The 23479-nt window shown below is 59.3% G+C and carries 21 protein-coding genes; 12 read left to right on the top strand and 9 right to left on the bottom strand.

The features are described from left to right. The 9 genes from P3T18_RS05390 (at position 1) to P3T18_RS05350 (ending at position 10611) form a co-directional block, all read left to right on the top strand. Entirely contained in the window at positions 1-576 is a 576-nt protein-coding gene (locus P3T18_RS05390; protein ID WP_429298867.1) for a hypothetical protein, read from the top strand. 3 nt (positions 577-579) lie between these two features. Then, positions 580-1425, top strand: a complete 846-nt coding sequence (locus P3T18_RS05385) for a multinuclear nonheme iron-dependent oxidase (RefSeq protein ID WP_429298866.1) — start codon at positions 580-582, stop codon at positions 1423-1425. A 2-nt stretch (positions 1426-1427) separates the two neighbouring features. Beyond that, on the top strand, positions 1428-4490 hold the full coding sequence (locus tag P3T18_RS05380; protein WP_429298865.1) for a carbamoyltransferase C-terminal domain-containing protein: 3063 nt from the start codon (positions 1428-1430) through the stop codon (positions 4488-4490). Next, on the top strand, positions 4487-5638 hold the full coding sequence (locus P3T18_RS05375; protein ID WP_429298864.1) for a YcaO-like family protein: 1152 nt from the start codon (positions 4487-4489) through the stop codon (positions 5636-5638). The genes P3T18_RS05380 and P3T18_RS05375 overlap by 4 nt, the downstream gene beginning before the upstream one ends. Beyond that, positions 5619-6302, top strand: coding sequence for a TfuA-like protein (locus P3T18_RS05370; RefSeq protein WP_429298863.1), 684 nt, complete (start codon positions 5619-5621; stop codon positions 6300-6302). The genes P3T18_RS05375 and P3T18_RS05370 overlap by 20 nt, the downstream gene beginning before the upstream one ends. A 14-nt stretch (positions 6303-6316) precedes the next feature. After that, a complete protein-coding gene (locus P3T18_RS05365) occupies positions 6317-7657 on the top strand; it encodes an MFS transporter (RefSeq protein WP_429298862.1) in 1341 nt (446 codons plus the stop codon). Positions 7658-7692: 35 nt separating this feature from the next. Next, positions 7693-8271, top strand: coding sequence for a GNAT family N-acetyltransferase (locus tag P3T18_RS05360; protein WP_429298861.1), 579 nt, complete (start codon positions 7693-7695; stop codon positions 8269-8271). Between the two features lie 59 nt (positions 8272-8330). Then, positions 8331-9407, top strand: a complete 1077-nt coding sequence (locus tag P3T18_RS05355) for a sugar-transfer associated ATP-grasp domain-containing protein (protein WP_429298860.1) — start codon at positions 8331-8333, stop codon at positions 9405-9407. Positions 9408-9969: 562 nt separating this feature from the next. Next, positions 9970-10611 carry a JmjC domain-containing protein gene (locus P3T18_RS05350; protein WP_429298859.1) on the top strand — a complete coding sequence of 214 codons (642 nt, stop codon included), beginning with the start codon at positions 9970-9972 and terminating at the stop codon, positions 10609-10611. Between the two features lie 366 nt (positions 10612-10977). Here the strand turns inward: P3T18_RS05350 and P3T18_RS05345 are convergent, their stop codons facing one another. The 7 genes from P3T18_RS05345 to P3T18_RS05315 all read right to left on the bottom strand — a co-directional run bounded on the left by P3T18_RS05345 (position 10978) and on the right by P3T18_RS05315 (position 18277). Further along, positions 10978-11199: a hypothetical protein gene (locus tag P3T18_RS05345; RefSeq protein ID WP_429298858.1), complete on the bottom strand. Its 222-nt coding sequence runs from the start codon at positions 11197-11199 to the stop codon at positions 10978-10980. A 75-nt stretch (positions 11200-11274) separates the two neighbouring features. Beyond that, positions 11275-13599: an SMC family ATPase gene (locus tag P3T18_RS05340; protein ID WP_429298857.1), complete on the bottom strand. Its 2325-nt coding sequence runs from the start codon at positions 13597-13599 to the stop codon at positions 11275-11277. Then, positions 13587-14174: a hypothetical protein gene (locus tag P3T18_RS05335; protein ID WP_429298856.1), complete on the bottom strand. Its 588-nt coding sequence runs from the start codon at positions 14172-14174 to the stop codon at positions 13587-13589. The genes P3T18_RS05340 and P3T18_RS05335 overlap by 13 nt, the downstream gene beginning before the upstream one ends. Before the next feature lie 209 nt (positions 14175-14383). Continuing rightward, on the bottom strand, positions 14384-15775 hold the full coding sequence (locus tag P3T18_RS05330; RefSeq protein WP_429298855.1) for a metallophosphoesterase family protein: 1392 nt from the start codon (positions 15773-15775) through the stop codon (positions 14384-14386). A 225-nt stretch (positions 15776-16000) separates the two neighbouring features. After that, positions 16001-16432 (bottom strand): hypothetical protein, encoded by a 432-nt coding sequence (locus tag P3T18_RS05325; protein WP_429298854.1) that lies wholly within the window; start codon positions 16430-16432, stop codon positions 16001-16003. Between the two features lie 181 nt (positions 16433-16613). After that, the gene (locus P3T18_RS05320; RefSeq protein WP_429298853.1) at positions 16614-18014 is read right to left on the bottom strand and encodes a hypothetical protein; all 1401 of its coding nucleotides are present in this window, start codon (positions 18012-18014) and stop codon (positions 16614-16616) included. Beyond that, on the bottom strand, positions 18011-18277 hold the full coding sequence (locus P3T18_RS05315) for a DUF7696 family protein (RefSeq protein ID WP_429298852.1): 267 nt from the start codon (positions 18275-18277) through the stop codon (positions 18011-18013). Before P3T18_RS05315 ends, P3T18_RS05320 begins: the two co-directional genes overlap by 4 nt. A 630-nt stretch (positions 18278-18907) precedes the next feature. On the opposite strand from P3T18_RS05315, the gene P3T18_RS05310 reads away from it, so the two are divergent. The 3 genes from P3T18_RS05310 (at position 18908) to P3T18_RS05300 (ending at position 20898) form a co-directional block, all read left to right on the top strand. Continuing rightward, positions 18908-19438 carry a DUF1845 domain-containing protein gene (locus P3T18_RS05310; RefSeq protein WP_429298851.1) on the top strand — a complete coding sequence of 177 codons (531 nt, stop codon included), beginning with the start codon at positions 18908-18910 and terminating at the stop codon, positions 19436-19438. A gap of 162 nt (positions 19439-19600) precedes the next feature. Then, positions 19601-20491 (top strand): hypothetical protein, encoded by an 891-nt coding sequence (locus P3T18_RS05305; protein WP_429298850.1) that lies wholly within the window; start codon positions 19601-19603, stop codon positions 20489-20491. Positions 20492-20505: 14 nt separating this feature from the next. Continuing rightward, complete coding sequence (locus P3T18_RS05300; RefSeq protein WP_429298849.1) at positions 20506-20898, top strand: bactofilin family protein; 393 nt, start codon at positions 20506-20508, stop codon at positions 20896-20898. A gap of 96 nt (positions 20899-20994) precedes the next feature. Here the strand turns inward: P3T18_RS05300 and P3T18_RS05295 are convergent, their stop codons facing one another. Together P3T18_RS05295 and P3T18_RS05290 are read right to left on the bottom strand one after the other, a co-directional pair. Beyond that, on the bottom strand, positions 20995-21714 hold the full coding sequence (locus tag P3T18_RS05295) for a hypothetical protein (RefSeq protein ID WP_429298848.1): 720 nt from the start codon (positions 21712-21714) through the stop codon (positions 20995-20997). A 63-nt stretch (positions 21715-21777) separates the two neighbouring features. Then, positions 21778-23469 (bottom strand): ATP-dependent helicase, encoded by a 1692-nt coding sequence (locus P3T18_RS05290; protein ID WP_429298847.1) that lies wholly within the window; start codon positions 23467-23469, stop codon positions 21778-21780. Between the last annotated feature and the right edge of the window lie 10 nt (positions 23470-23479).

Here is a 23479-nt window from a genome sequence, read left to right as displayed (position 1 = left end):
GTGGACGCAAAAAAAATCCAGCAGGTTTACCTCCGCGCGATGTACTCCGGCACGCCTGACGTGCCTGCGTCGGCTGAGGAGGCGTTTGTCGTTAGCCATCTTTCGCATGACCGCCTGCAGGTGGAGAGGGCGGCCCGGGTGAGGAACCTGCGGACCGTGCTGCATGACGACATGCGCCTGCTGAACAGGAAGCTCAGCAAGGCCGAACTTCTACCGTATGTGCAGGACTACGCAAAATCGGAAGGGTTCTGGATGCATCGCGGACGTACGCTAATCGAAGACTTCAGCTTGTTTTTCGTCGAATGCACAGCCGCGTCGCCGGTCCTCAAACTCCTCGCGCGGATAGAAGGTGTGTACTCGGGTCTGTCCGTTTCGATCGAAGCGGACACCCCTTGGAACGCTCATTTGAAATGGTGCGAGGGAAGTGAGACGCTTGAGAGCTTCGTCGCTCCGTTCTCCCTCTCTTTCGACAAGGTATTTGGCGAGCAGTCCGACTATCAGCCGGCTCAGCAGGACGTCAACTGCGTGATTCGCAGGAGCGGCCAGAACATCCATGTGAAATTCCACGGCGCGTAGAACATGCAAGCAATCGGCGTAGGACTCGACTTCCAGCACCGTTACAGTTACGGCAAGCCACTCGGGGATCTGCTCGATTCTCTGGCCGCCCGCTTATCCCACGTCTCGATCGTCGGCCTCGTGACCGATCGGGAAGTGCTGTCATTCAAGGAGATGACGGCGCTACCGATCCTGCATCACTTTACCGGCGTCGCGCCCGGCGGCGTTGAGGGCATCAACCTGAACGTGCTGCGGCGTCAGCGCGACATTAGCGACGCGCTCGGTGCGCTCTGGTGCCTGGAAGATATCGGGATCTGGAATATCGGCCCGTACAACATCCCCTACTTTGCTCCGCCGCTGCTGTGTCAGGACGTGCTCGATCAAACCATCGCAGGCGTGCGGGCGGTGCAAAGGGAAACGTCCGTGCCATTTCTCGCCGAATTGCCCTCTTGCAGTTTCGTTGCCGGCAATATGACGCTTGAAGCATTCTTCGGCGTGCTGATCGCGGAGACTGGTTGCGGCATGGTCCTCGACGTGAGCCACGTGTTTTCGTATGCGATCTACTTCAACAAAGAGCCGCTCGACGTACTCACGGCGTTGCCGCTCGATAGCGTGGTCGAAATTCACGTGGCGGGCGGTAGCATTCATCCGCAGCACGGCTGGCGTTATCGCGACACGCATGTCGAGCCGATCCTCGACGCGATTTTCCCGATTCTCGAAGCAGCGATCATGCGCTGCCGCAACTTGCGCGCAATTACCTACGAAATCGGCCTTGGCATCTCTCTGGATCTGGTCGATCGGGAGATCACCCGTCTCCAGCATATCGCAGATGCAGGTGGCTTCGTCCCACGTCTTGCCGGGAGGAATTAGGCATGAATGCGAATCTGCTGGCGACCGCCGGGTTGCCTTTCAACGGTGCGGGCTGCCGCATCGCGGTCTACGACGAGGGGCGCCGTGGCGAGGTGCGCCAGCTCAATCAGGCGGGCGAAGCCGACGAACATGCACGTCGTATCACCGGATTTCTGACTGATACCCGGCTGCAGGGTTTCGCGAGCGGGTGCGAGCTTCTTTCAGTCAGTTTTCACGACTGTCTCGAGCGAGGTTACGACGCCGTCAAGAAACAACTGGTCGCTGAACATGGGCCGGTGCATATCGAAGCACATGCGTATTCCTGTCCTGCCAGTAAAGCAACGGCGCGCTACGAGCAACAGATCGCCCGGACCGCGCGAGATCCGGATCTACGCAGCCTGATACTGTGCTCACCCGGCCATGACCCGCACCGCGTGCGTTTCCCAGCCACGTCGAGCGCCGCCGTGACGGTCGGCTTATTGCGCGCCGACAACAATCTAGTCGGCGCTGGCCCTGGTGAACTACTGAAGCCTGCGCTGCTGGTCGCCGATCAGCCTTTCCCCGCATTTGATGGCGAAGATCGGATTGTCCCGGTGAGCGGTACGTCGCCCGCCGTGACTTTCGTTGCCGGGCTGGCCGCGCTAATTCATGAGCAGTTGCAAAGCCCGGACAGTCCGCTGCAATTGCATGCAGCACTCCTGCTGCTGTCGACTCCATGCAGGGACACGTATCTGCTGGACCGCATCGATGTATTGCGTCAGCCACTGATGGCGCAGACGCTCACTCCCGGCAAGGGACGTCGGCGCAGCGTGAGGCTTCGCGTCCAGCGCAACGCAGACGCATTCTGTCGCGTCGCCATTGCCGCCGACGCCTGTGGCTTCGAGCCGCTAGCCCAGGGCCATCGTTTTGCGTTGACGGTCGACGCCGACATCGACGGCACAATTCAGCATGTGGCCGACCACCGCTTGCTATTGCCTCTGAATGACCTTGCGGCAGACGAGTCACGTGAGATCACGCTACAGATCGATGGACTGGCCGACGCCTGCGCACTGGCCTGGACGGGCGCCCGAGTCGAGGTGCTGGCCGACAACGTCACACCGGTCAAAACCGACGACGACACGGTGGTCGTCGGCATTTCGGCGAGTCACGATGCATCCGCCGTGCTTGCCCTGAACGGACAACTGATCGCCGGGATCCAGCTCGAACGGCTCACCCGGGTCAAGCACGATGGCCAGTCATCGCTGAGTCACGATGAGGCGATCCGTTATTGCCTTGATGTCGCTGGACTCTCGCCCGACGATGTCGACATGTTCGCGTTCAACGTGCAGGCGCTCACACCGAGCTACGTTGGACTGAGCCAGCCGCTTGCGCGGGACAGCTTTACAGTATTCGACCCGTTCGGTCCAAAGTCGTTGTTCGTCAGCCATCACTTGTGCCATGCATTCGCCGGCTACAGCGGCAGTGAATTCGACGACGCTACCGTTGTAGTGGCGGACGGGTCGGGCGGTGTGACCGTGGGTTACGACGATTTGGTGCTGGACGGAGAGCAACTCGGCGCGTACTTGCGTCGTGGTAAAGGCGCCGACGCGCTGAAACTGCACACGTTCTCGGTCTACGAATTCAACCGGCAAGGCTATCGGCTCAAGCATCGCGAGTACGCGAGTTCGTTCAATGTGCGCAGCGGGAGTGAGTCGCTAGGCGAGACGTATGCCGCAGTCAGCCAGTTCGTGTTCAACTCGTGGCAGGCGTCTGGCAAGCTCATGGGACTGGCTCCGTACGGAACCGCCGCACAGCAGGATACCTATCTGCAACGTGGTGCCGATGGGGAACTGAACTTCTCTTTTGACTGGAAGCTCTCCGCGAGCCTCGCGCCCGCCGGTCACGACGTCATGCGTTTCGCGAATCTCGCTGCGCGTATCCAATCGGATCTCGAAACCGCTATCCTCGACCGCTTCGGGCGCCACATCGGCGGCGGCATCGATCTCGTCTATTCGGGCGGCATCGCGCTGAATTCGGTGGCGAACTATCGTATCCGCTCGGAGATTCGTCCGCGGGCGCTATATCTGCTGCCAGCGCAGCACGACGCCGGCATCGCGATTGGGGCTGCCGCGGCTGCGCTGCATCGGTTAGGCGGCCAAACGCCTAGCCACCTTTTTCGGCATGATTTCCTCGGTTACCGCTATAGCGAGCGCGATGCCGCATTGGCTATCAATGAATTTGCAGACCGTTTGCAGGTGCGGCGCGTGACGCCGTTTGAAATCGCGGCCCAAATCGCGGACGGTGCCGTATTCGGCTTTTTTTCGTTGAGCAAGGGCAGCGAATTCGGTCCGCGCGCATTGGGTGCACGGTCCATTCTCGCCGATCCGCGCAAGCGATCAGTGTGGAATTTCGTCAATAAGTGGGTCAAGTACCGCGAGGAGTTCAGGCCCTTCGCGCCGATGGTGGCAGCCGAAGCGCTAACGGATTATTTCGACGCGAAAGGCCGCTTCCCATACATGCTAGAAGTAGTGAAGGTGCGCGAAGTCTTTCGTGCGGGCCTCGCCGGCATCACGCACGTCGACGGGAGCGCGCGCGTGCAGACGGTATCGGCCGACGAGGATCCGGAAATCCATGCGCTGCTCGTTGCCTTCCAGTCAGTCGGTGGCGTTCCGATCCTGCTGAACACGTCGTTCAACGTACGCGGGCAACCGATGGTTGAGCAGCCGAAACATGCGCTCGAAATGCTTTTGAGCACGCAGTTGAGCGGTGTGATCTTCGGCGACCTGCTGGTCGAGGTGGCGGACTGCGCAAACGATGTGACCGAGGACGATAGTCTGGGATTTTCGCCAGGCACTAGCTTCGAACTTACCGCAAGCCAGGATGGCGTGCAGGGTGTGATGCGCGTGCGCAGCCAGGGCAAGGCGATCCAACTGCACGGCGCGATGAGTCAGGTAATGCAGGCGGTAGCTGCTGGCTGCGATGTAGGCGCCGCAATTCTCCGCGCTGGGACCGGACAAGAGGCGATGTCTCTCGAGACGCTGCGCCGTTTCGTCCGCCTGCGCATGCTAAACCGGCTGCATCCGACAACGGGGCGAACTAAACCATGAGCTTCCGCGCGCTGACACCGAAACAGGCTACCGCGTTGCTGCTGGCGAAAAAGGAGGCGCTCGGCATTTCCCGGCTGGCGAACCTCAGTCCCTTCGTCGCGCTCAAGGTCTGCGTGGTGCAGGCTGTTCGCGTCACGCTTGTGAAAGGACAGGTGTCTGCCACCACTGGCAAAGGCTGGAACCTTCAGCAGGCCCTGTGCGGGGCTTTAGGCGAGGCGCTCGAGCGGTACTGCGCGGCGCATCCACCGGCACTCGAGGCAATGCATTACGTTCTGCCACGGGTCGAGATACTGACCGGCTGGGGGCATCCGGACGGTTTCACGCCGCAGGACGTGTGCCGGGCGCACGAACTGCTCGCGGGTCGATCATGCCTTCTGCCCGCAGTGGACGTGCACTTCCCGTATCACGGGCCAGACCTGACGAAGACGCCAGTGCGTCCTCATACGTCGGGCCTCGCGAGCGGAGCCAGCCTCGACGAGGCAACGCTGTTCGGTCTGTTCGAAGTGATCGAGCGGCACGCCTCTTCGGGCTTTTTCAAGCGCTTCCGAAGCGCGGCAACGGGCGCACTGATCGATGCGAACAGTATTGTTCATCCGCGAATCCGCACCACAGTCGACGACCTCCGGCACAAGGGCTACGAAACTTTGATTTTCAGAATCGATGCGCTGCTGCCGGCCTACTACGTCGCGATTCTGGATGCAGCCAACCTGGGGCCAAAATTCATGGTGGCGGGCGTGGCCGCCCATATCGACGAGTGCGACGCACTTGAGGGAGCGTTCCTAGAAGCCATGCAGGCGATCGTGATCGCCGCACAGGGGGCGCGTGAAGACCTGATCCGCTTCGCTACCTCGTATCGCGAACAAGAGGCGGGCGAAAACAATCCGTTTTACCGGATACGGCAACTGCTGGCTCGCATGAATCCGACGCGAGCTTTCCCGGCGGTGCCGAACGCCCCGTCGCAGTGCAGCACTAGCGACGCGCTGCGGTATCTTCTCGAGCGTCTGCGCACTGCGGGAATTGGTGCCGTCTACCGCTGCGACTTGTCGCAGCCGGAATGGCCGCTGCGCGTGGTGAAAGTGATCGTGCCCGGCATGTTCGACACGCATATCAATCCGTCGAGGCACAACGATGCTACTACAACGGCGTAAGCCACCCATCGTATTCGGTGGGCCTTCGCTGCGTCTCGCCCGCGATTCCTATCCGCGCGGCTTCGAGTACCGGCCTCCAGTACGTCGCGGCGACCTGCACCTGTTGCTCGAAGAAAATCCGGGGCGTCGCGGCTGCGTGCTGATTACCGACGGCGTCTTTGGCGAAAGCATGTCCGTTTCGCCCTGCGAATGCATCGATATGTTGCAGGCAGGCTGGCTGCTTTTGGGTGCCTCGAGCATGGGCGCTCTGCGCGCGGCCGATTGCAGCAATGTCGGAATGGTCGGCGTGGGGGACGTTTTTTTCGGCTACCGAACCGGCTACTTCCATTCGGATGCTGATGTAGCCGTGCTATATCAAGCCGCCACGCACGAAGAGATCAGCGTTTCGCTGGTACATGCGGATCATGTCGTGCGCCACTTCGCGAGCCGCCAATCCATCAGCAGCGTTGAGCGGCACTTGCTGCTGCGCGACTTGCGTGCAATTCCATGGTACGAGCGAAGTCCGGCTCTCGTCGGCCGGCTCGTTGCACGCCGCTTCGGCAATCCGGGGCTACAGACGGAATTTATGACGTTGTGGCGCGAGCCCAAATACAACCCGAAGGTACGCGATGCACTTGCCGCCTGCAGCATGTTGTCCCAGTACTTTCTGAAAAACCTCATTTAAGCCGAAGGATAATCATGGACTGGATCAAACGACTGGGATACTTTTACAACATTGCGAGGGGGAGCGAGTCGATATCGAATCAGATGTCGCATCTCATCGTTGGGGTACTGAGTGGCCTGCCTACCTTCGCCGTTTCGTTGCGCGTGAGCATTGCGTTTTACCTCGGCGCGCTGCTGGAATTGCCTACCGGTGTGCTCGCCGACGTGCTCGGTCACCGCCGTACACTGATCTACGGGTATGCGATCTCCGCGTTCGCGAGCCTTTGCCTGTTCTTTTCCTGCCACTACAGCCGCACTCCGGCATCGCTGCCGATACTGGTGGCGAGCAGCGTGTTGAGCGCGGTAGGCGTCGGCCTCGTTTCGGGCTGTCTGCAGGCCTTCATTCAGGATTATATCGATCAACAAGTGACGAAATCCGGAGAGACCGGGCAGCAGGCCGAAGAAACCCGGGCAAAGGCACTCGCCCGCTCCCAGGCCTATGGGAATTTCTTTTCCGCGTTTGTACCGACGCTGGTCCTGGCGGGCGTGCTTGCGAACTATTACCTCACCCGTCGCAGCGAATGGGCGTTGTTGGTTCCCGTTATCGTCTACGGTGCGCTTGCGACGCTCTTCTGCGTGGTTCGGATCGGCGATGAAAAACATGCACCCGGAAAATCGTTTGCCGCTCATTGTGTCGAGTACGGCCGACAGCTCGCATTGTTCCGCACCGGGTTCCGACAACAGAGCCGCGCCGGCCAGTTCAGGTTGGGCCTGTTGTGTCTACGCATGGTGCTCTCCATCCTGACCGTGATTCATGTCCATACCTATCTGATGGTTTCCCAATTGCGCCAGATCGACCTGCAGCACGGCTCTTTGAAAGCGATCATCATGGGCTTCATGGTTCTGGCGGCCTTCGATCTTGCCCACTATCCAAAAGGCCTGATTGCCCCGATCGTATCAAAACGGCTCAGTGCGAACCACCTACCGTATTTCTCGCTGATAGCTCAATGCGTACTGGGCCTGCTGGCGCTTTTCTGCTTTCACCTAGGTTATACCGTCGGCGCGGTGATCGGCTTTGCTCTGCTGTTCAACGCGACCTTTTCCCCTGGTCACACGACCTTGCAATCCAAACTGCTCAACGAAGTGCCGGAACATCTGCGAGCATCGGTTTTCAGCGTCGTGCAGGTCGTGGTGTTGGTCGCCTATGGCTCGTATTCGGCACTGCTGGCGGCCACTGGCGTCGGCGTCGACCGGCCGGACCAGATCTTTGTCCAACTGCTATCGCTGACGGGCCTCGGCATAGTGCTGGCGGTGGTATTCGATTGCATTGCCGTCAGTCCGCTTGCTAGCGTGTTCATCGACGACGCGCAAGCCTGAGCCCCAGTTCCATCCATCCCAATCTGAACATCACTATGTCGATCCAGAAATTTCCGGCCGCTGGACTGCGAACCGAACGTCTGATCCTTCGGTGTGCCCGCCGCGAGGACGCGCCAGACCTGCTCGCCTTTTACCTTGAAAACCGGAGTCATCTGCAGCCTTGGGACCCGTTGCGTGCCGATGACTTCTACACTGTCGCCGCGCTGGAGCATCGACTCGCAGGCATGGAGCAACAGATGAGCACCGACAGCGCGCTACATCTACTGATCCAGCATCCCGCTGGTGATACGGTGCTGGGCGAATGCAACTTCACAAATATCGTTCGGGGACCGTTCCAGGCGTGTCATCTCGGGTTCTCGATCGCAGCGAAAATGCAGGGTCGAGGCTTGATGTACGAGGCCTTGTCGCGCGCCATCGAATTTGTCTTCGATTCATATGAACTGCACCGGGTGATGGCGAACTATCGCCCAGAGAACGTGCGCAGCGGGCGGCTGCTGGAGCGCCTCCGGTTCGAGATCGAAGGCAGAGCACGCGCCTATCTCAAGATCAACGGCGAATGGGCCGATCACGTGCTCACTTCCCGAATTAACGACGAGGCGAGAAAAGCGATATGAGGCCACCGTCTCGCGCAGAAAACCGACCGATACAGCAGCGATCGCTCCAGTCGCATCCCTTGCTTGTCCGTTACGAGCATTTCCAGTACCGGATCAACGAATTCCTACGCAATCGCGTTATCTGGACAGGCTATCGAAAGCAGCTACGCAAACTGGTGGACATGCCATCGCTGCCATTTTTTTCGGACTGGACCGCGTCGATGCACGCAGACGCCGTGGCTTATGTGCGTCGCTACAGGTCGCCGCCAGTCAGCGTGCTTTGGCACCGTGCTTTCCATGCCGCTACAGGACTGCACGACCAACGCTACGTCAGTGACCCGCTGTTCTTCAGCCGCATTGAGCCCCGGCTCTCTCAACGCACCCGTATTGGAAAATATTTCGACAAGAACTTTTACGGCCGCCTGCAGATTACGAGCGAACCCCTGGTACTGGCTCGGGTCATTGCCGGCAGACTAACCGCCGCCGATCTATCCGGCATCGACGTAGAGCGGTTGCAGGCGATCGTGGCGTCGCATCGAGAAATTGTGGTCAAGCCGGCGCTTGATAGTGGCGGAGGCAACGGGATACATTTCGTCAAGCCGGACAACTTGGTGTCGCTGCTCGCGCAACTGAAACGGCAGGGTATCTACGACCTTGTCGTTCAGCAGCCGATTCAGCAATGCGCCGCGCTCGCTTCGCTGAATCCTGACTCGGTCAACACTTTACGCATTCTCACAATGCGCTTCGGCAAGCGGATCATCAACCTGTCAACCGTATTGCGCATCGGGCGCGCCGGCTGTCGTATCGATAATCTTGCTGCGGGCGGCCTTTGTGTGGGAATGACCGGGCAGGGAAGGCTCAAACACCATGCCTATGATCACCATTTCATCCGCTACGAACGTCACCCCGATAGCAACGTTCTATTTGTGGATTATCCCGTCCCAGCGTTTCAGGCGGCAGTCGACCTGTGCTTCGAGAAGCATGCAGTCATTCCCGACGTCGACCTGATCAGCTGGGATGTGGCGGTGACGTCGGAAAAGGTGCCAGTGGTGGTGGAACTTAACATGAATCTCCAGGGAATCGCGTTACACCAACTCTGTAACGGGCCGCTGTTCGGCGACCTGACGGAGCTCATGTATGAGCGCTATTGCCGGTGAAAGCGCACGCGGCTCCGATCGAACCAATGTGATCGCCGCAGGGGAGGACGTATACGTAACCCGCCTTAGTGGGCCGATCTATCGCGTGCCTTCACATTACGGGAAATTGCGGACCCACAAAGTATAAAGCAGCGTCAACGAAAATTGGGCCTCGATGCCACAAATCGACTGATTTGTTAATTCACCTTTCCAAGTGAAAGTGAAAACGTTTCACTTACCGATTCAATACAACCGATATTTTGAGGTATTTCAGATGAATGAGGATGACGCAATGTTCTTGAACGAATTTGTGCAGCGAACGCTACTTACAGCGGCTCGGGAATGCGCTCCACGTTATTTAAGTGGACTTTGCAGATCCTGCATCGACATTTTGCCATGGTCTAACATCAATGATATTGTTTCGAATTTTAGATTTGTTCCTCCGAGAGTTCGCCTTGTGGAGAGCGGAAATAACGTCACACTTGATCATTACGTTTCTGTGAACATAGCGCAAAGCGGTCGGTTGCATAGGTCGCTAGACGTTAGAAGGGTCGAGGAGCGATTGTCAGCAGGAGCGACCCTAGTGATTGACGCAGTCGATGAACTGACCAAGTCTGTGCGGAGATTAGCCACACAGTTGGAATTTCTATTCCATAGAACGACGCAGATCAACGCATACATTGCTGTCGGATCAACGCATGGCTTCCCAGTCCACGCAGATCCGCACGACGTCATGGTCTTTCAAACAAAAGGAAGAAAGCTATGGCGTGTATATGAATATTGCGACAGCGAAACTATATCGCCGAATAAAAAGTCGTCGCCGAAGGCGTTGGCGTTTGAAGGCATATTGAACGAGGGGGACTTGTTATATATCCCTAAAGGATGGGAACATGAGGCCATTCCCCTCGGAGAAGCGACTATCCACTTGAGCGCTGGAGTTGATCAGCCAAACGCAAAGGACTACGTTCTTTGGGTATTGAATCGGATGGATCACACAAAGCTGTTTTCTAGCCCAATTTCTTCTGTTCAAGGCGTGGCTCCTGAAAAACCTTACTCCGATGAGCTTCTGTCCGCCCTTGCAGACGGCGTCGGACGCTTTTCTGTTGATCTTTTCTTGACTGAGTATGCGAAAAAATCAGCTCGCGAGCGCGTGCAGATGAGTCTGCCTACTTTGCCGCTTCCTGTTTTCAAGCGCGGTGAATCTCTCAGTAGTATTGAAGAATAGCCACAATAGATTCCATATTCCCAAGTACGTAATTGATTGCATTGGATATATCGATGTCTTGGCCTATTGGCCGGATTCGGATATGCTCTGTGTGGAATACAGATACACTCATAAGGTGACGCTCTCACACTTAAATGGTTCGGCGCCGATAAGAGCGCCCACCGATGGCTCGCCCGATCCACGCTGGTGGGCCATCCCATTTTGGTGTAATTCCCAGTTCGGTAGGCTTCACCACTGCATCGAACTTTCCGGCAAGTGGCAACAAAGGTTCCCATCCACAGTGTTCAACGATTGCCTAGACTGCGTTATAACCGACACCCGACATAATCGCAGCTTCGTTCGCTACCAGTGGGTCTCCACGCACACTCAATGCAGCATACGCCCACCAGACACGTCGCGCGCGGAAATGCCACGTCGATTCGAGGGGGATGCTCGTGTGAGCGTTACCCACTTTCCATCGACCAGAGCGTCGCGCATCAACGTGCCGTTCAGGACGTAAGTGTGGGAATTGCCAACACGGCGGGTTGCGGCACGGATCGAAACCGTGACGGCCTCGGTGCGTGCATACAGATTCTGTGTCGATTTCATAGCGTTCCTCGTCAGAAAAAAGTCGAGGGAACGCCCCGGTGGGGGCGATCCCCACCGGGTTAAAAACAAGACTGGTCAAGCAGCGGCCAGAGCGGCGACGTCAATCACCGCATCAGCTTCTGCGACAAGATCGGGCGTCTGCGAGATAAAAAATTCCCGCTCGTACCCGCCCTGTCGCAGCACTTCCCGCTTCATCCGCATGAACTGCAGCTTGCGCTGCGGATCAAGAGGACCATCGGACTCGTCGCTGAACAATGACTGGTACGGTTGACCCGCATTACTCGCCAGATACAGGGCGATGCCGCGCGTCAAGCACTCGTTGATCCACACCTTCTGGCCACCCGACATGAACGTGACTGCCTTGTTGCTGTCGTGATCGGCGTCATGCACCAGGATTTCGAAGCCCTCGCGCAGTTCGCCGCTGGCCAGCGTCCGCTGAGTCTGGATCTCGACCGTGAAGCGCATGCCGTAGCATGCAAGCAGAAGGTCGTTCACCATCTTCGTCAGGGCTGGTCCCGCATCGTCGATCGTCAGGGCAATCACACCTTCATTACCGAGACCTTTCGCGAGCAGTTTCCAGGACGCGATTTCATCCGAGATGCTCTGAGCGCGAGCCTGTGTCGCATCGAATCCCGCAAAGTCAGCAGCGATGGCTTGCCGCTCCACCTCCCGGGTGGCCTGGGAACGGATCAGGAATTCGATCCGCGCCTCGGCCGCCACGATGGCTTCCCGACATTGCGTAAGCTGACGGTCGACGTCGGCGATAGGACCTGTTACGTCGTCGACGCCAAGGCGCGCGACTTCCGCGTCAAGTTCCTTCGCTTCCGTTGTCAATTGCGTTTGCTGCGCCTCCCGGCGTGCTAACAACGTTGCTTCTTCCGTCTCGAGCGCGGCCAGTTCTGCATTGGCCTTGCCCAATCCATCAGTCGCGCCATCCAGCAATGGCTTGCGTGCGGCGAGGTCAACGGCCTTCTGCAGTTCGCGACGGGCGCTCACGATCTGGTCATTGACCGCCTTGAGCTCCGCACGTTTGGCAGCGAGCTGCTGTACCTCCGGCGTAAGCCGCTCAACAGCGTCCCGTTTCGCGCGATATTCAGCGCGCAGCGTGCTGAGCGAAACGCGTTGCTCCTGCACCGTGGTATCTGAGTTACGTGCCTGCGCAAGCAGTGGACAGGTGGCATGCATGTCGTGACCGGCGCAAGGCACGGTTGCGATCACGCTCGCCTGCTGTTCGAGCGATGTCAGCAGCGTCAGCCTGGACGAACCTTCCGACTCCAGCCCTTTGAGCCGGGACGAAGCGGAGGTCAGTTCAAGCTGTTTTGCTTCCAGCAGATCGATAGCGTTCTGGATCGGCAGGAGACGCGCCTCTTCCGCGGCAATGCGGGCCTGTGCGGCGTCGCGTGCAGCAGTTGCACCAAGAATCGCCTCCCGTTGCGCGATCACCGCAGTGTGTTGCGCGATCGTCGTGCTCAACGAGGTACGACGCTGGCTAAAGCGCCGGGTATCGGCGGTCGCGTCTGTCGAAAGCACCTGCAAGGCCGTCGCAACCTGACTGCGTCGCGTGCCCAGTTCCCGCAATCGGGCCTGCGCGCTCGCATTAGCAGTCTGCCTGGCAACCAGCGTCGCGCGTTGGTCGGTCAGAGACGCGGTTCTCGTGTTGAGGACGTTCCTGCTCTCCCGCGTCGACGCAATTGACTGGACATCGGAAGTGATAGCCTGATCAATCTGGACAACACGATCGCGCCTCGCACCAAGTGCAACCAGTTGCTGCTGGGTTGTGTCCAGGGTTCGGCCAAGCACCTTCGCAACTTCTCCCGCTCGCGCCGACAACGCGCGAAGGTCATCAATATGCAGCAGCTCAACGAGCAGCCCCTTGATCTCGCTTGCACCGTAGGAGGCAAGAGGACGCCGGTTCTGTGCCGAAAACACGCTGGTAAAAAACGACTCCAGCGACCCACATACCGATTCAACGCACAGGTCGTAGGTATCCGCCTTCCCATCCGACACACTGCCGTCACCGGCCTGCATCGGCTGCCAGCAACCATCCGCATCGCGCCAGGCCAGAAAGTACTCGGCTTTACCCGTCTTACCGGGCTTGCGGAATGCGAACGATGAACGGTAGCGAACGCCGCCGTGCTCCCATTCGAACTCCTTTTGCGCCTGAGCGCCAAAGACGTGATCCCAATAGGAAAACCCGTCGACAGAGAGCTTGGTCGCGTGCGACGGCATGATCCGGTACGGATGCAGGTTGTCCATGATGGTGGACTTGCCGGCGCCGTTCGGACCCGTGAGCGCGATCAGACCATTGGGCAGGGACTCGAGATCGAGCGTGACGCTCTCGCGCTTCATCCCGTCCCGCACACCGATAAACCCGGTGAGTGTCAGTTTCAGTGGGCGCATGGCTGGACCTCCGAGTCGTCGAAGAAATATTCAGACGGGAGCCACGGCGCATCGTCGTCGTTGGAAAACATCCGTCCAATGACGGGATCGGGCGTCGCAACGCGGCTCGCAGCGTCGGCGTTCGCCTGTTCGGCGGCGGCAGCAGCTTCAGCCGCTTCGAGCGCCCTCTTTTCGAGGGAGCCGTCGACCGCATCGCTGACGTTCTGGCAGACCGAGGCGTACTCGGCACTGGTTCGCTGGATCAGCTGAGTCCAGTTGTCCACGCCAGTCAGCGCGAGCAGCTCGCGCGGCCCCCACTGATTCGCATATCCCGTTTCGAACGACCAGAGCAGGTTCTGCATCTGGACGTCCGGCACGACAGCCAGTTCAGCCTTGTTGACGTTTACCGCAGCCGCGAGAATCAGGAATCGCCCAGATTGGGCAACCACTGCGCCGCGATGCTCGCCAAACGGTGTATGGAAGATTCCCGCGTTGAAACCGGCGTGGCCCGTCAGGACCTTGCCAATCTCACGCGGCGCGCGGTTTGCGCTGAAATGCCGGACCCATTGGGCGCCAGCAGGATAAAGACCGAACATGATGACATTCCACGATAGATGGGCGGAGTGCATCCCCTGGAGGGATGATTCCCCGCCAGGGTTAATAGAAAAAAATGGATGCAGCGTACTGCGATCGATGCGTCAATGACGCGGGTAAAACCTTGTTCCGATAGCACACGAAAGCGCGCTATCGGAACACGGCTGTGTTCCGATCGGGAGTGCCGCGAAGGCCACTCCCGTTATGGCGGCTAAGCCGCAAACAGATCATCGTTGAGCCAGTCGAGTGTTACCGGTGCTGCCACCGTGACCGGCAGGTTTCCAGTCGGTTGACCGGCACCCGTGGCTTCTCCTGCTTCGGCAGTCGTCGTGGCTGCCGGATGGGCCAGCACGACAGCGAGAGCGGGCTGATGCGCCTGCGCATCAAGGCGCGCCAGCACACCGGCCGCGATTGCTTCAGCGTCGCCCACGGCAAGCAGTTGCAATCGCTCCTGTAATGCCGGCGCGCCGACACTGGCCACTTCACACCAGCGTGCGAGTTTGCCCTCGACAGTCGTTTCCAGGCTGATGCCCTGAGCACGACTACGAACAACAGGCAATATCCGCGCTTCGACCTTCAGATCCGCCGCACCTGCGAACATCGCCCTGATCGCTTCGCGATCGACAATCTGGCGATGCTCCTCGTCGATCTGCCAGCGCACCCGTACGAATTTGTCGCCGGCGGTCGCTGCAATCTCTTCGAGGCGTGTGAGATCGGGCGGGCCATCAAAATCAATACAGATCATCTGACGCGATGGCGTCGGCACCAGCGATGCCGCCGCGCATCCCGCTTCGACTTCCCAAACGAGATAACCTTTATCGCCTTCCTCGCCGTAATGGAACCGCCCGATGGAGCCTGGATACGCGATGAGCCTGCCGTCGCGCTCCCACTGCTGCTCCTTGTGGATATGCCCGAGCATGAATGCATCGCAATCGGCCTCGAACAACGCCGTCAACGAGAACTCATGATCGAATCCAGCCATCACCACGCCGTGCTCGGTCGTGCATCCCTGGACGGTGCCGTGTGAGACACCTACGGTCCTGATCCCTGCAGCCCGAAGTTGCCGGTTGACACGCCCTGCCGCAGCCAGAAAAGCAGCGAGGGTATCGCCCAGTTCCGTACCAGCAGCCAGCGCTCCCACGCTCACGGCCAGTTGGCCTTTGTTGACCGTGGGAAGACAGGTGAATACGACCTCTGGTTTCACAGGGATGAACCGGGCAAGTTCGTCTTCCGAGAAAACCGGCCCGGCCGACGCCCAGAAACGGCCGCCGATCAGAGCGACCTGCGCAATGCGATCAGCAACGAAGACCGGATACGTACCACCCATCAAGGCAAAATTATCGAGCGTGCCTGGAGGCTCGTGCGAAAACGTGCCTTGTAGCATCAGCACTGGCATGGCGTTGGCCAGACGATGCACCTGCGTGGCCAGTGCATGCAGTGATGGTGCGTGAGCGTCGAGCCGATGATCGGTCGCGTCACCGGAGATGACACCGACGGCGGCACCACGGGCGATCGCATCGCCGACCGCAAAGCCGAAACAACGATCCGACTCGGCGAGGTTGTCTGGCGCGTAATGTAGATCAGAGAAATGTGCGATTTGCAATTTCGTCTCCCAAATAAAAATGGCCACCTCAGGAGGTAGCCAGAATGAAATTGACGTCCGGCAGGACGTCATGAGCAATTGCAGAAAGACGGCCGTGACTTACGGCATATTCGATGCGCAGGATGCGCAGTCGAAAGCGTTTGAGCAAACACAGGCTTGCTGAAGCACTTTCTCCACGAAGGTCAAGCCAATCCGCGAGGGTTGGCATTGACCAGATGCGGCCGATCAGTTCATCAGAGCCTTGCCGGATGGCGAGAACTGCGCGACGGCACCTTTCCAGTCGAGAGAGTTGATTGCAGATTCCAATGCTTCGTAAAACAGCTTATTGGCGACATCCTGACTTGGCACCAGTTTCGTGTTGACCTTGGTCGCGATGCCGCTCTTCGAAGCAATGACCCGATCCGGATTCACCAGCGAAACGTGAGCCCAGGCGAGATTGACCCCGTCAAGCACCATCGCGTCACCCTCGACATACAGTCGCAGGTGGTGACCGTTGAGCAAGGCGCACTGCGCATCGCTGATCGGATATCCACCCTGCTCATCGACGATGTGACGCAGCCCGTCAGTCGTGCTCTCCGGAACTGCGCAGGAGAACACCGACGTAGCGGACAAACCGACGATCGCAGTCGCGAGCAGATGTTTAAAAAGTTTCTTCATGGTTCCTCGTGGTTGAAATAGCCTTAGTGGCATGGATGACCGCCAGAGCGGTATTTTTCGATGCGCCAGAGCGCGTTCGAAAACATTTGAGCAAACGCTGGCTTGCTTAAATGCTCTCTATCGACGACGAAATGGAAAACCAGCCCCGAGGGGCTGGCAAGAGTTGAAGGGCTGAGGAAACTCAGTCCAGAAACGTCGGCTGTCTCGCGTCGTCGATCTCCCGATCGAATGCTGCGGGGTCAGTCAGCGCTCTGGCGAGTCGCTCATTCATCTGGTCGACATCGGCAACACGATCTGTCCATCCGCGCCCATACGTTGTGTGAGCGTAGACACGGAAGGCCTGTTTGCGGCTATCCGCGCTCAAGCCCAATCGCTGAAGCAGATCCGACATGCGATCGCGCTTGTCCGACAGCGACTCGGGTCCGTCTCCGCTCGCGACTCCCGTGTGCGACGAGACGGTTTGCGGAAGAGGACGGGGAGTCGATTGCTGCAAGGCTGACTGGTCGTCAGTCGCCGGTTCTACCAACTTCTGAACGGAACCCGCGCTGTCGACGTCGGTGGCGTCGAATGACTGCGACATCGCAACGCCCGGCTGATGTATCGTGCCGAGCGGGACGACGTTGCCGCCGGCTTCGAGTAGCGCAACCGCCTGATTGGCTGCGTCCAGAGCGGGCACAGGATCGTCAGCTGCATCGAGCAGCGCGCCGATATCAATGTCCGCATCGAGTACTGTCAGGGGCTGAGTGGTCCGTACCGCATCACCGTTTTCGTTGATGCGTGTGATGTCGAACTCCCGCTTCGTAATCCAGAACCGGGTGCCCGTGAGCTTGCCGCGCGCGAGCTGAACGGTCTGCATCGCCGAGTAGGCCTTCTGGAGCACGTAGATCGAGTTGGTAGGCAGTTCGATGAGTCCGAGGCCCTTGATGTCCGGCACGGCGAAGATGAAGCTCGCCGACAGATTGCACTGCCGCGCCTGATACTGCGGACACTGTTCCGGGTCGCAGATGCCGTCGGGAATCGCGTCATCCTGACGACGGATCACCGTGCGTCCGCCGAAGTGCCGCACCGCGCGTTGAGCGCGGTCGTCGCGGGTCACTTTGGCATACGTCATGCAATACCGTATGCCGTCGCGTTCGTACTGCGACCAGAATTTCCGGCCGTTCGTACCGTACACGGTCATCTGGTTCGGCAGGTTCTGCATCCAGTCGTTGAACGCAAACAGGACCGGGAACCGGTAGAGCTTTACGCCATCTCCGCGATCCTCACCGTACAGCTTGAGAATCTCATCGGCGACGTCGGGGTTGGTTAAGTCCGAGCGGCGACACGTGAAATACGGCGTGTTTTTCGGAACCAGCCCACCTTTCAGGCTGCATTTTAATTCGAGCGCGTTAGCGATGGTTTCGAACGAATCACCTGCTGCCACCATCGTGTTGTACAGCTCGACCGCACGGGGATTGCCACGGGCTTTCGAGGTCAGCACCTTGATACCGGGGCGAATGTGCCCGATGACGGGTGGGCGCAATGCGCGCTCCTCAACGACGCTGCGCGCAGGGCCGTTGACCAGATTGACTACAGCATTCATGAGAGTTTTCTCGCTAGAAAGAAGATGGCCGTGGTACGCAACTCGCTGGCCGACTGCTCCAGGTCGTGTGCTGCCGCCTCGCCGCGGCGTTCGGCTACGTGGGAAAGGAAAATGCGGCGGTCCGGATCGCTGTACTTTGCGACCTGGGCTACCTCGCACCGCGCGCGCCACGCTGGCGATGCGGTATCTACAGCTGTGCGCTCCTCGGCGATCGTGTAACTGATCGCTTCGGCAATACGCTCATCAAGACGGTCTGGAAGCAAGACATACCTCCCAGGAACAGAAACAACAGGACGAAAAAAAACGCGCTCCCCGGAATGAGGAACGCGTTGCTGGATTCGATGAAAAATGACCCGAGCGCCACAACCCTTTCGGGGTCGTGGCGCTCAGGGAGCCGCAGGGCTCAGATACGAGGGCGTAAGTCGCCCTCGCGCAGCATGGTCACGCTGCGCAACAGCCCATTATCGGAAAATACATTCCGCCGCAGGATCACGGTTCAGTCCACTACGATCGTTCTACCCAGACCAGGCTCTGGAGAGAGAACACCCGATGCCCGGGTCCGAACGATGTCGCGGCGCAAATGAATGCGGCCGGCGACGAGTTTGATGACTGAATGGATGGGGAGCGCGGGCTAGGCGCTCATCAGAAGAAAATTCCACACCAGTTGCCAGCTGGTCGGAGCATGCTCAAGGGCACGGCTTGTACAGAAGATGGACTCCGGGCTGGCCGGGGTCAGGTCGATGCGTCAGTGACGCATAAAGTAGAGTCAGTATTGCGCAAAACCGGCGATGCGCACACCGGAAAGATCACGAAAAGAGCGCAGCTTTTGCCTATTTATCGTCTGACATGGGCGAGCAAAATGGCCGGTGAGAGAGACCACCCGAAATAATCACATGGCCGCCGTTCTAGAACAGACACCGGAGCCGGACCCGCGTCCAGCGCCGCGCGTCGACCCGCAACCAGATCAGTCCGCTACCGCGGCACAGGGTAGCGGACTCAAACCCATTGATCGTCTGACCAGCGATTCGCGCCTGGCCCGGATCAATCCGGAGTCCGACGCAAAGACCGTCCTGCGATATTCGTCGCAGTTCGCGCGGGATTTCATCCGCTCCGATTACAACTTCTGCGCAGCGAAAATTGCAGTCGCGCGCGGCGGGAAGGTACGCGCGCTCGAAACCTCCCTGCGCGAGACATCGGAGTGGCTGCGCAAAACCGAGATATGGCTGCTGCGTCATCAGGTCCGTCCAGTCGAGCTGCCACACGATCTGATTGAACTGACGATCACCCGACCGCTGGCCGGGTTGCTCGTGCGCTGCCTCACGCAGTACGACCGCGTGTACGCCCGGGCGACCGAGCGCTGGCTGACCGGCAAGATCACCAGCGACGACCGGGCGGGCATTCTCAATAACGCTGACGGCGTCTGAAGCAGATCGTGCAGATCTGCATGCCAGACAACGATCAATACGACTTCGACGGCGAACGGCGCGAGCTATAGCGCGTCACGTTTCCTGGCAAATCACGACAGTTCTCCGCGCAACTTGACAACGCTGCGTGGTGGCCAGGCTCGATATGTAGAGGGAGAGACGATGGACCTAAAGGATATTCAGGCGCTGCACGCGCAATACACCACGCAGCCTGTCATGATCGATATCGCGAGCCACGCCGCGGCGATGCCTGCGCTGCCTTCGCCAGAACAAGGTGCGACGACCGGTGCACGCATCGGGAATCTGATTGGTGGCCTGCGAAAAGCGACAAAGCCAACGCTGATCGCGCTCGCGATCGCAGCCGTGGCAGCCGCGAGCGGTATGAGCATTGCGCGTATCTGGCATGTCATGCATGAGGCGGTGAGCACGCCAGCGCCTGTTAGTGCGCCCGTCGCGACGAAACACGCCGCGGCTCCCGCCAGTGAGCCAACCGGCGAACAACCCGTCGACTTCAATCCGCCGCGCCCGCTCACGTCGAGTGACTTCGATCTTGGCAAGACGGGACCGCACTCTGCGCTCTCAAGCGTCGACGCGCGAACTCTGTCCACAATGGCCCCTGCACCCACCGCCAACCATGAAACGTCGGCTGCGCGTCCTGCAGAGCAGAATGTTGCGGCGGCCTCACCTATCCGCGCACAACTCGCGGCACCACCCAGTTCACCACCCGTCGCCGCTCCGGTAACGGCGCCGGCAGCACCGACGCCCGCACCGCCTGCGGCTGCGGCCGCAGCACCGGTAGCACCCGTTGCATCCATTACGCCGGCAGCGCCGGTCACCGCTACTGCGCAAACCGCGCCATCGCAACCAAAAACGGCGGCCACCGCGGCGGCGCAAGAAACGGCTAAGACCGACGCGCGGCCAGTGTTGCGCCCCTTACACCACATCACGCGGCACCCGACAGCGCCGACAGGCAATGCTTCGTCGCCAGAAGCCGCCACTCCCCCGCAAACCAAAGCGCAGCCCGGCAAGACGGGCGACGTTCAACTCTTCTGATGAGGCTCTATCCGATGAAGCCCCAACCGCTTAGCGTCACCCTTCTCTCCCCCGGTCTGTCCATCCACGGGAACGTCATTCTCGATCACGGCATCAGTACGTTTGGGATCGTCGATGGCAACATCGTTTCGAATGCCGGCCTGCTGCATATTGGCCAGGGCGGCATGGTGAAAGGTCAGGTTGAAGGAGAACACGTGCGTGTCGACGGAATCGTCGAAGGCGATGTGCACGCGCGCGGCATCCTGGAAATCAATGGCCGCGTGAAAGGGAATGTCTATTATTACGGGACCATCCGACTCGGCCCGCGAGCGTCGCTCGAAGGCCAGATCAAACGGAAGAGTGAGTTGACCATAGAAAACGCCGCAAGTAATGTGCAACCCCTGTCCCGTACAGCAGCACCGCTCTGATCGAGGCGCGTGAAAGCGCGCCCGTCAACCTTGGCGGACAAACCGCTGATCCGTTAAAAAAGGGCGCTCGTGCCCTTTTCTCATCCTGCCCGTCAGTCAGGGCCAATATTCCGCATCACTTCGAAAGTAAAGCGCCTCATAGCCCGGAACAAACACGGTCCGCTCCTGATGGTCGACTTTCAGGCCACGGGATTCAAGCCATAGGGCGAGCCACTCGACTACCCGGTCCAGCACATGCTCATTGGTCTGCGAAGCGAGCCGGAAGCTGTGATGCATGCCGAGCATGTTGTACGCGGGCGAATTTCCAAGCTTCCTGAACGGTGAGACGAGATGGTATCGCTTCCACGCAAGCGCAAAGAGCTCGGCCATTTCACTCGCGCTGACGAGCGGTACCACCGCCCGTTCGTCGCCAGGTGCTGATGCTGCGCTATACGCCTCCATGCTGCGGTCGACGTTGGCGCCGAGCCCATTGAGTGCCACGCGATTGGCGGCATACCACGAGGCCAACGCGGCGTGGGGAACCCAGACACGCGCGCGCAACGCTTCATCGAGCCATGCCCGGCACTGGTCGTTCTCCGACAGATAGAAACCCGCGACCGCGAGCGGCACCCAGTCGTCCCGGCCAATCGCGTAATGGAACCCTTCTCCGTCCTTGTGCCAGGCGCATAGTGCGTCCATCTCTGCACGACCACGATCAAAGCCGTCGGCGTGCAATTGATGCAGTGGGGATTCTGGGGACTTTGCGGCACCATCAGGAAGGAGGCGCATCGACGAAGCTGGCACGTAGCCGAGCTTCCGGAAAAGGCGATCAAGCATGGAATTCTGGACTCGCTAACTGGGTTCAACCTGCTCAAGGATTCAGACAACGGTTGTGATGCATTACTGGACCGCGGATTCAATTAAAAACCGCGACACGGGATTCTTCTTGATCGTTGCGATGGTGAGGCCGTCACGTGCGCGGGTCATGGCGACATAGAACAGACGGCGCTCTTCCGACACCGTGCTCTTCTCATCGGGTACAACGCCCTCCTCAGCGCGCGAAATCCACACGTGATCCCATTCGAGACCCTTTGAACTGTGCATTGTCGTCAGCACCAGCACGTCGTCGGCCGGCTTGTTGTTATCCCGCTTCAGATATTCGACGCGCTCGCCGAAGGTCCCGGACAGGCGCGACAGCACATCGTAGGTTCCCTGAATCGCACGGGTCGCCTGATCGTTCTTCGCGTAGGTCATCATCAGTTCGAGCACGCCGTCGAGGACCAGCGAATAGAAGCGTCGCCCGCACATCTCCTGCCACTCGGACAGCCGCTTCATGAAACTTCGATAGACGGTCGCCGTGTCCTCGGGCAGGCCGAGCGCAACAAGATCCTTTTTCAGCCGTTGCACAAGGACCGGACCCATGTCGCGATGCAAAACCGCGAGCAGAGGCGTGCTCATCCCCATGTAGCCGAGCACCGCATCCAGTCCGTTCTGTTTGCGTCCCTCAGCAACTTCGAGCAGATTGCACATGAGCGCACCTTGCGGGCGGTTGAGAATCGAACTGCCAGACGCGCGAAAATACGGCACGCCATAGGATCGACACACCGCTTCGATTGGATCGAGAATGCGGTTCGTGCGCGCAAGAATTGCGCAGGATTTACCCGCCGTCAGCAACGGCTGCAACGTCTCGATGGCCGCTTCGGCGTCGGCGTACTCGTCGTCGGAACGCTTTGCCGCGACGAAGCCACCCGGGCCGCGATCGGCCATCAGGATCTTGGCGATCCGGTCGGTGTTGTTGCGAATCACCCGGTCGGCAGCGGAGAGAATCTCGTCGTAGCACCGGTAGTTTTTGCCAAGCACGACGCGTTGCGCGTTGAACGTTTCCGCAAAGCTTTCCATGCCACGGAAGCCGAGCGCCGCGCGAAAGCCGTAGATGCTCTGATCGTCATCGCCGACGACGGTTACCTGTGCGCCCGCCTTCGCGTGCAGCTCGACCCACCGGTATTGCAGCGGGTCGGTATCCTGAAATTCATCAACGAGCAGATCGGTGAAACGGTACGGCGCGATATCGCTCCTTTCCATGCCGGCGACGGCGAGCCGCAACATGTCCTGGAAATCGATCTTGCCGTTTCGCTCCAGTGCGTTCTGATAGGCGGCGTAGATCTGTGCGTCGGGAGTGCCCGCTTCGACCCGCCCGAAATTGGTCTTGATGCGCTCAATGACGGGGACCACCTCCTCAGGCTTCCAGTTCAGGCCGAGTTCGGCGATAACCCGCGCGATCAGCGCCATGCGATCACCGTCAGTCGCAATGTCGCGTTTGCCGAGTTGCTTGAATGCCAGCGAGTGAAATGTCCCAGCGATCAGCCGCTTTTTCGCACCGTCTCCGGCAAGCGTCAGAATCCGGTCGCGCAGTTCGACTGCCGCGTCCTTGCTGAAGGTGACGGCGCCGACGATCGCGGCCGGATTGGACAGTAGCAGCGCTGCCTTCGCCGCGATGGTCTTCGTCTTGCCCGCACCGGGGCATGCGATCGCAACGCAGTGCTGGCGCTGTTCTGCTACCTCACGTTGCTGCGGATTGAGCCCATCGAGCATGGCGGCAGAT

It is taken from the genome of Paraburkholderia sp. GAS199 (genome assembly GCF_050436585.1).
GTDB lineage: Bacteria > Pseudomonadota > Gammaproteobacteria > Burkholderiales > Burkholderiaceae > Paraburkholderia.
This window is presented reverse-complemented; position numbering and strand designations above follow the sequence as displayed.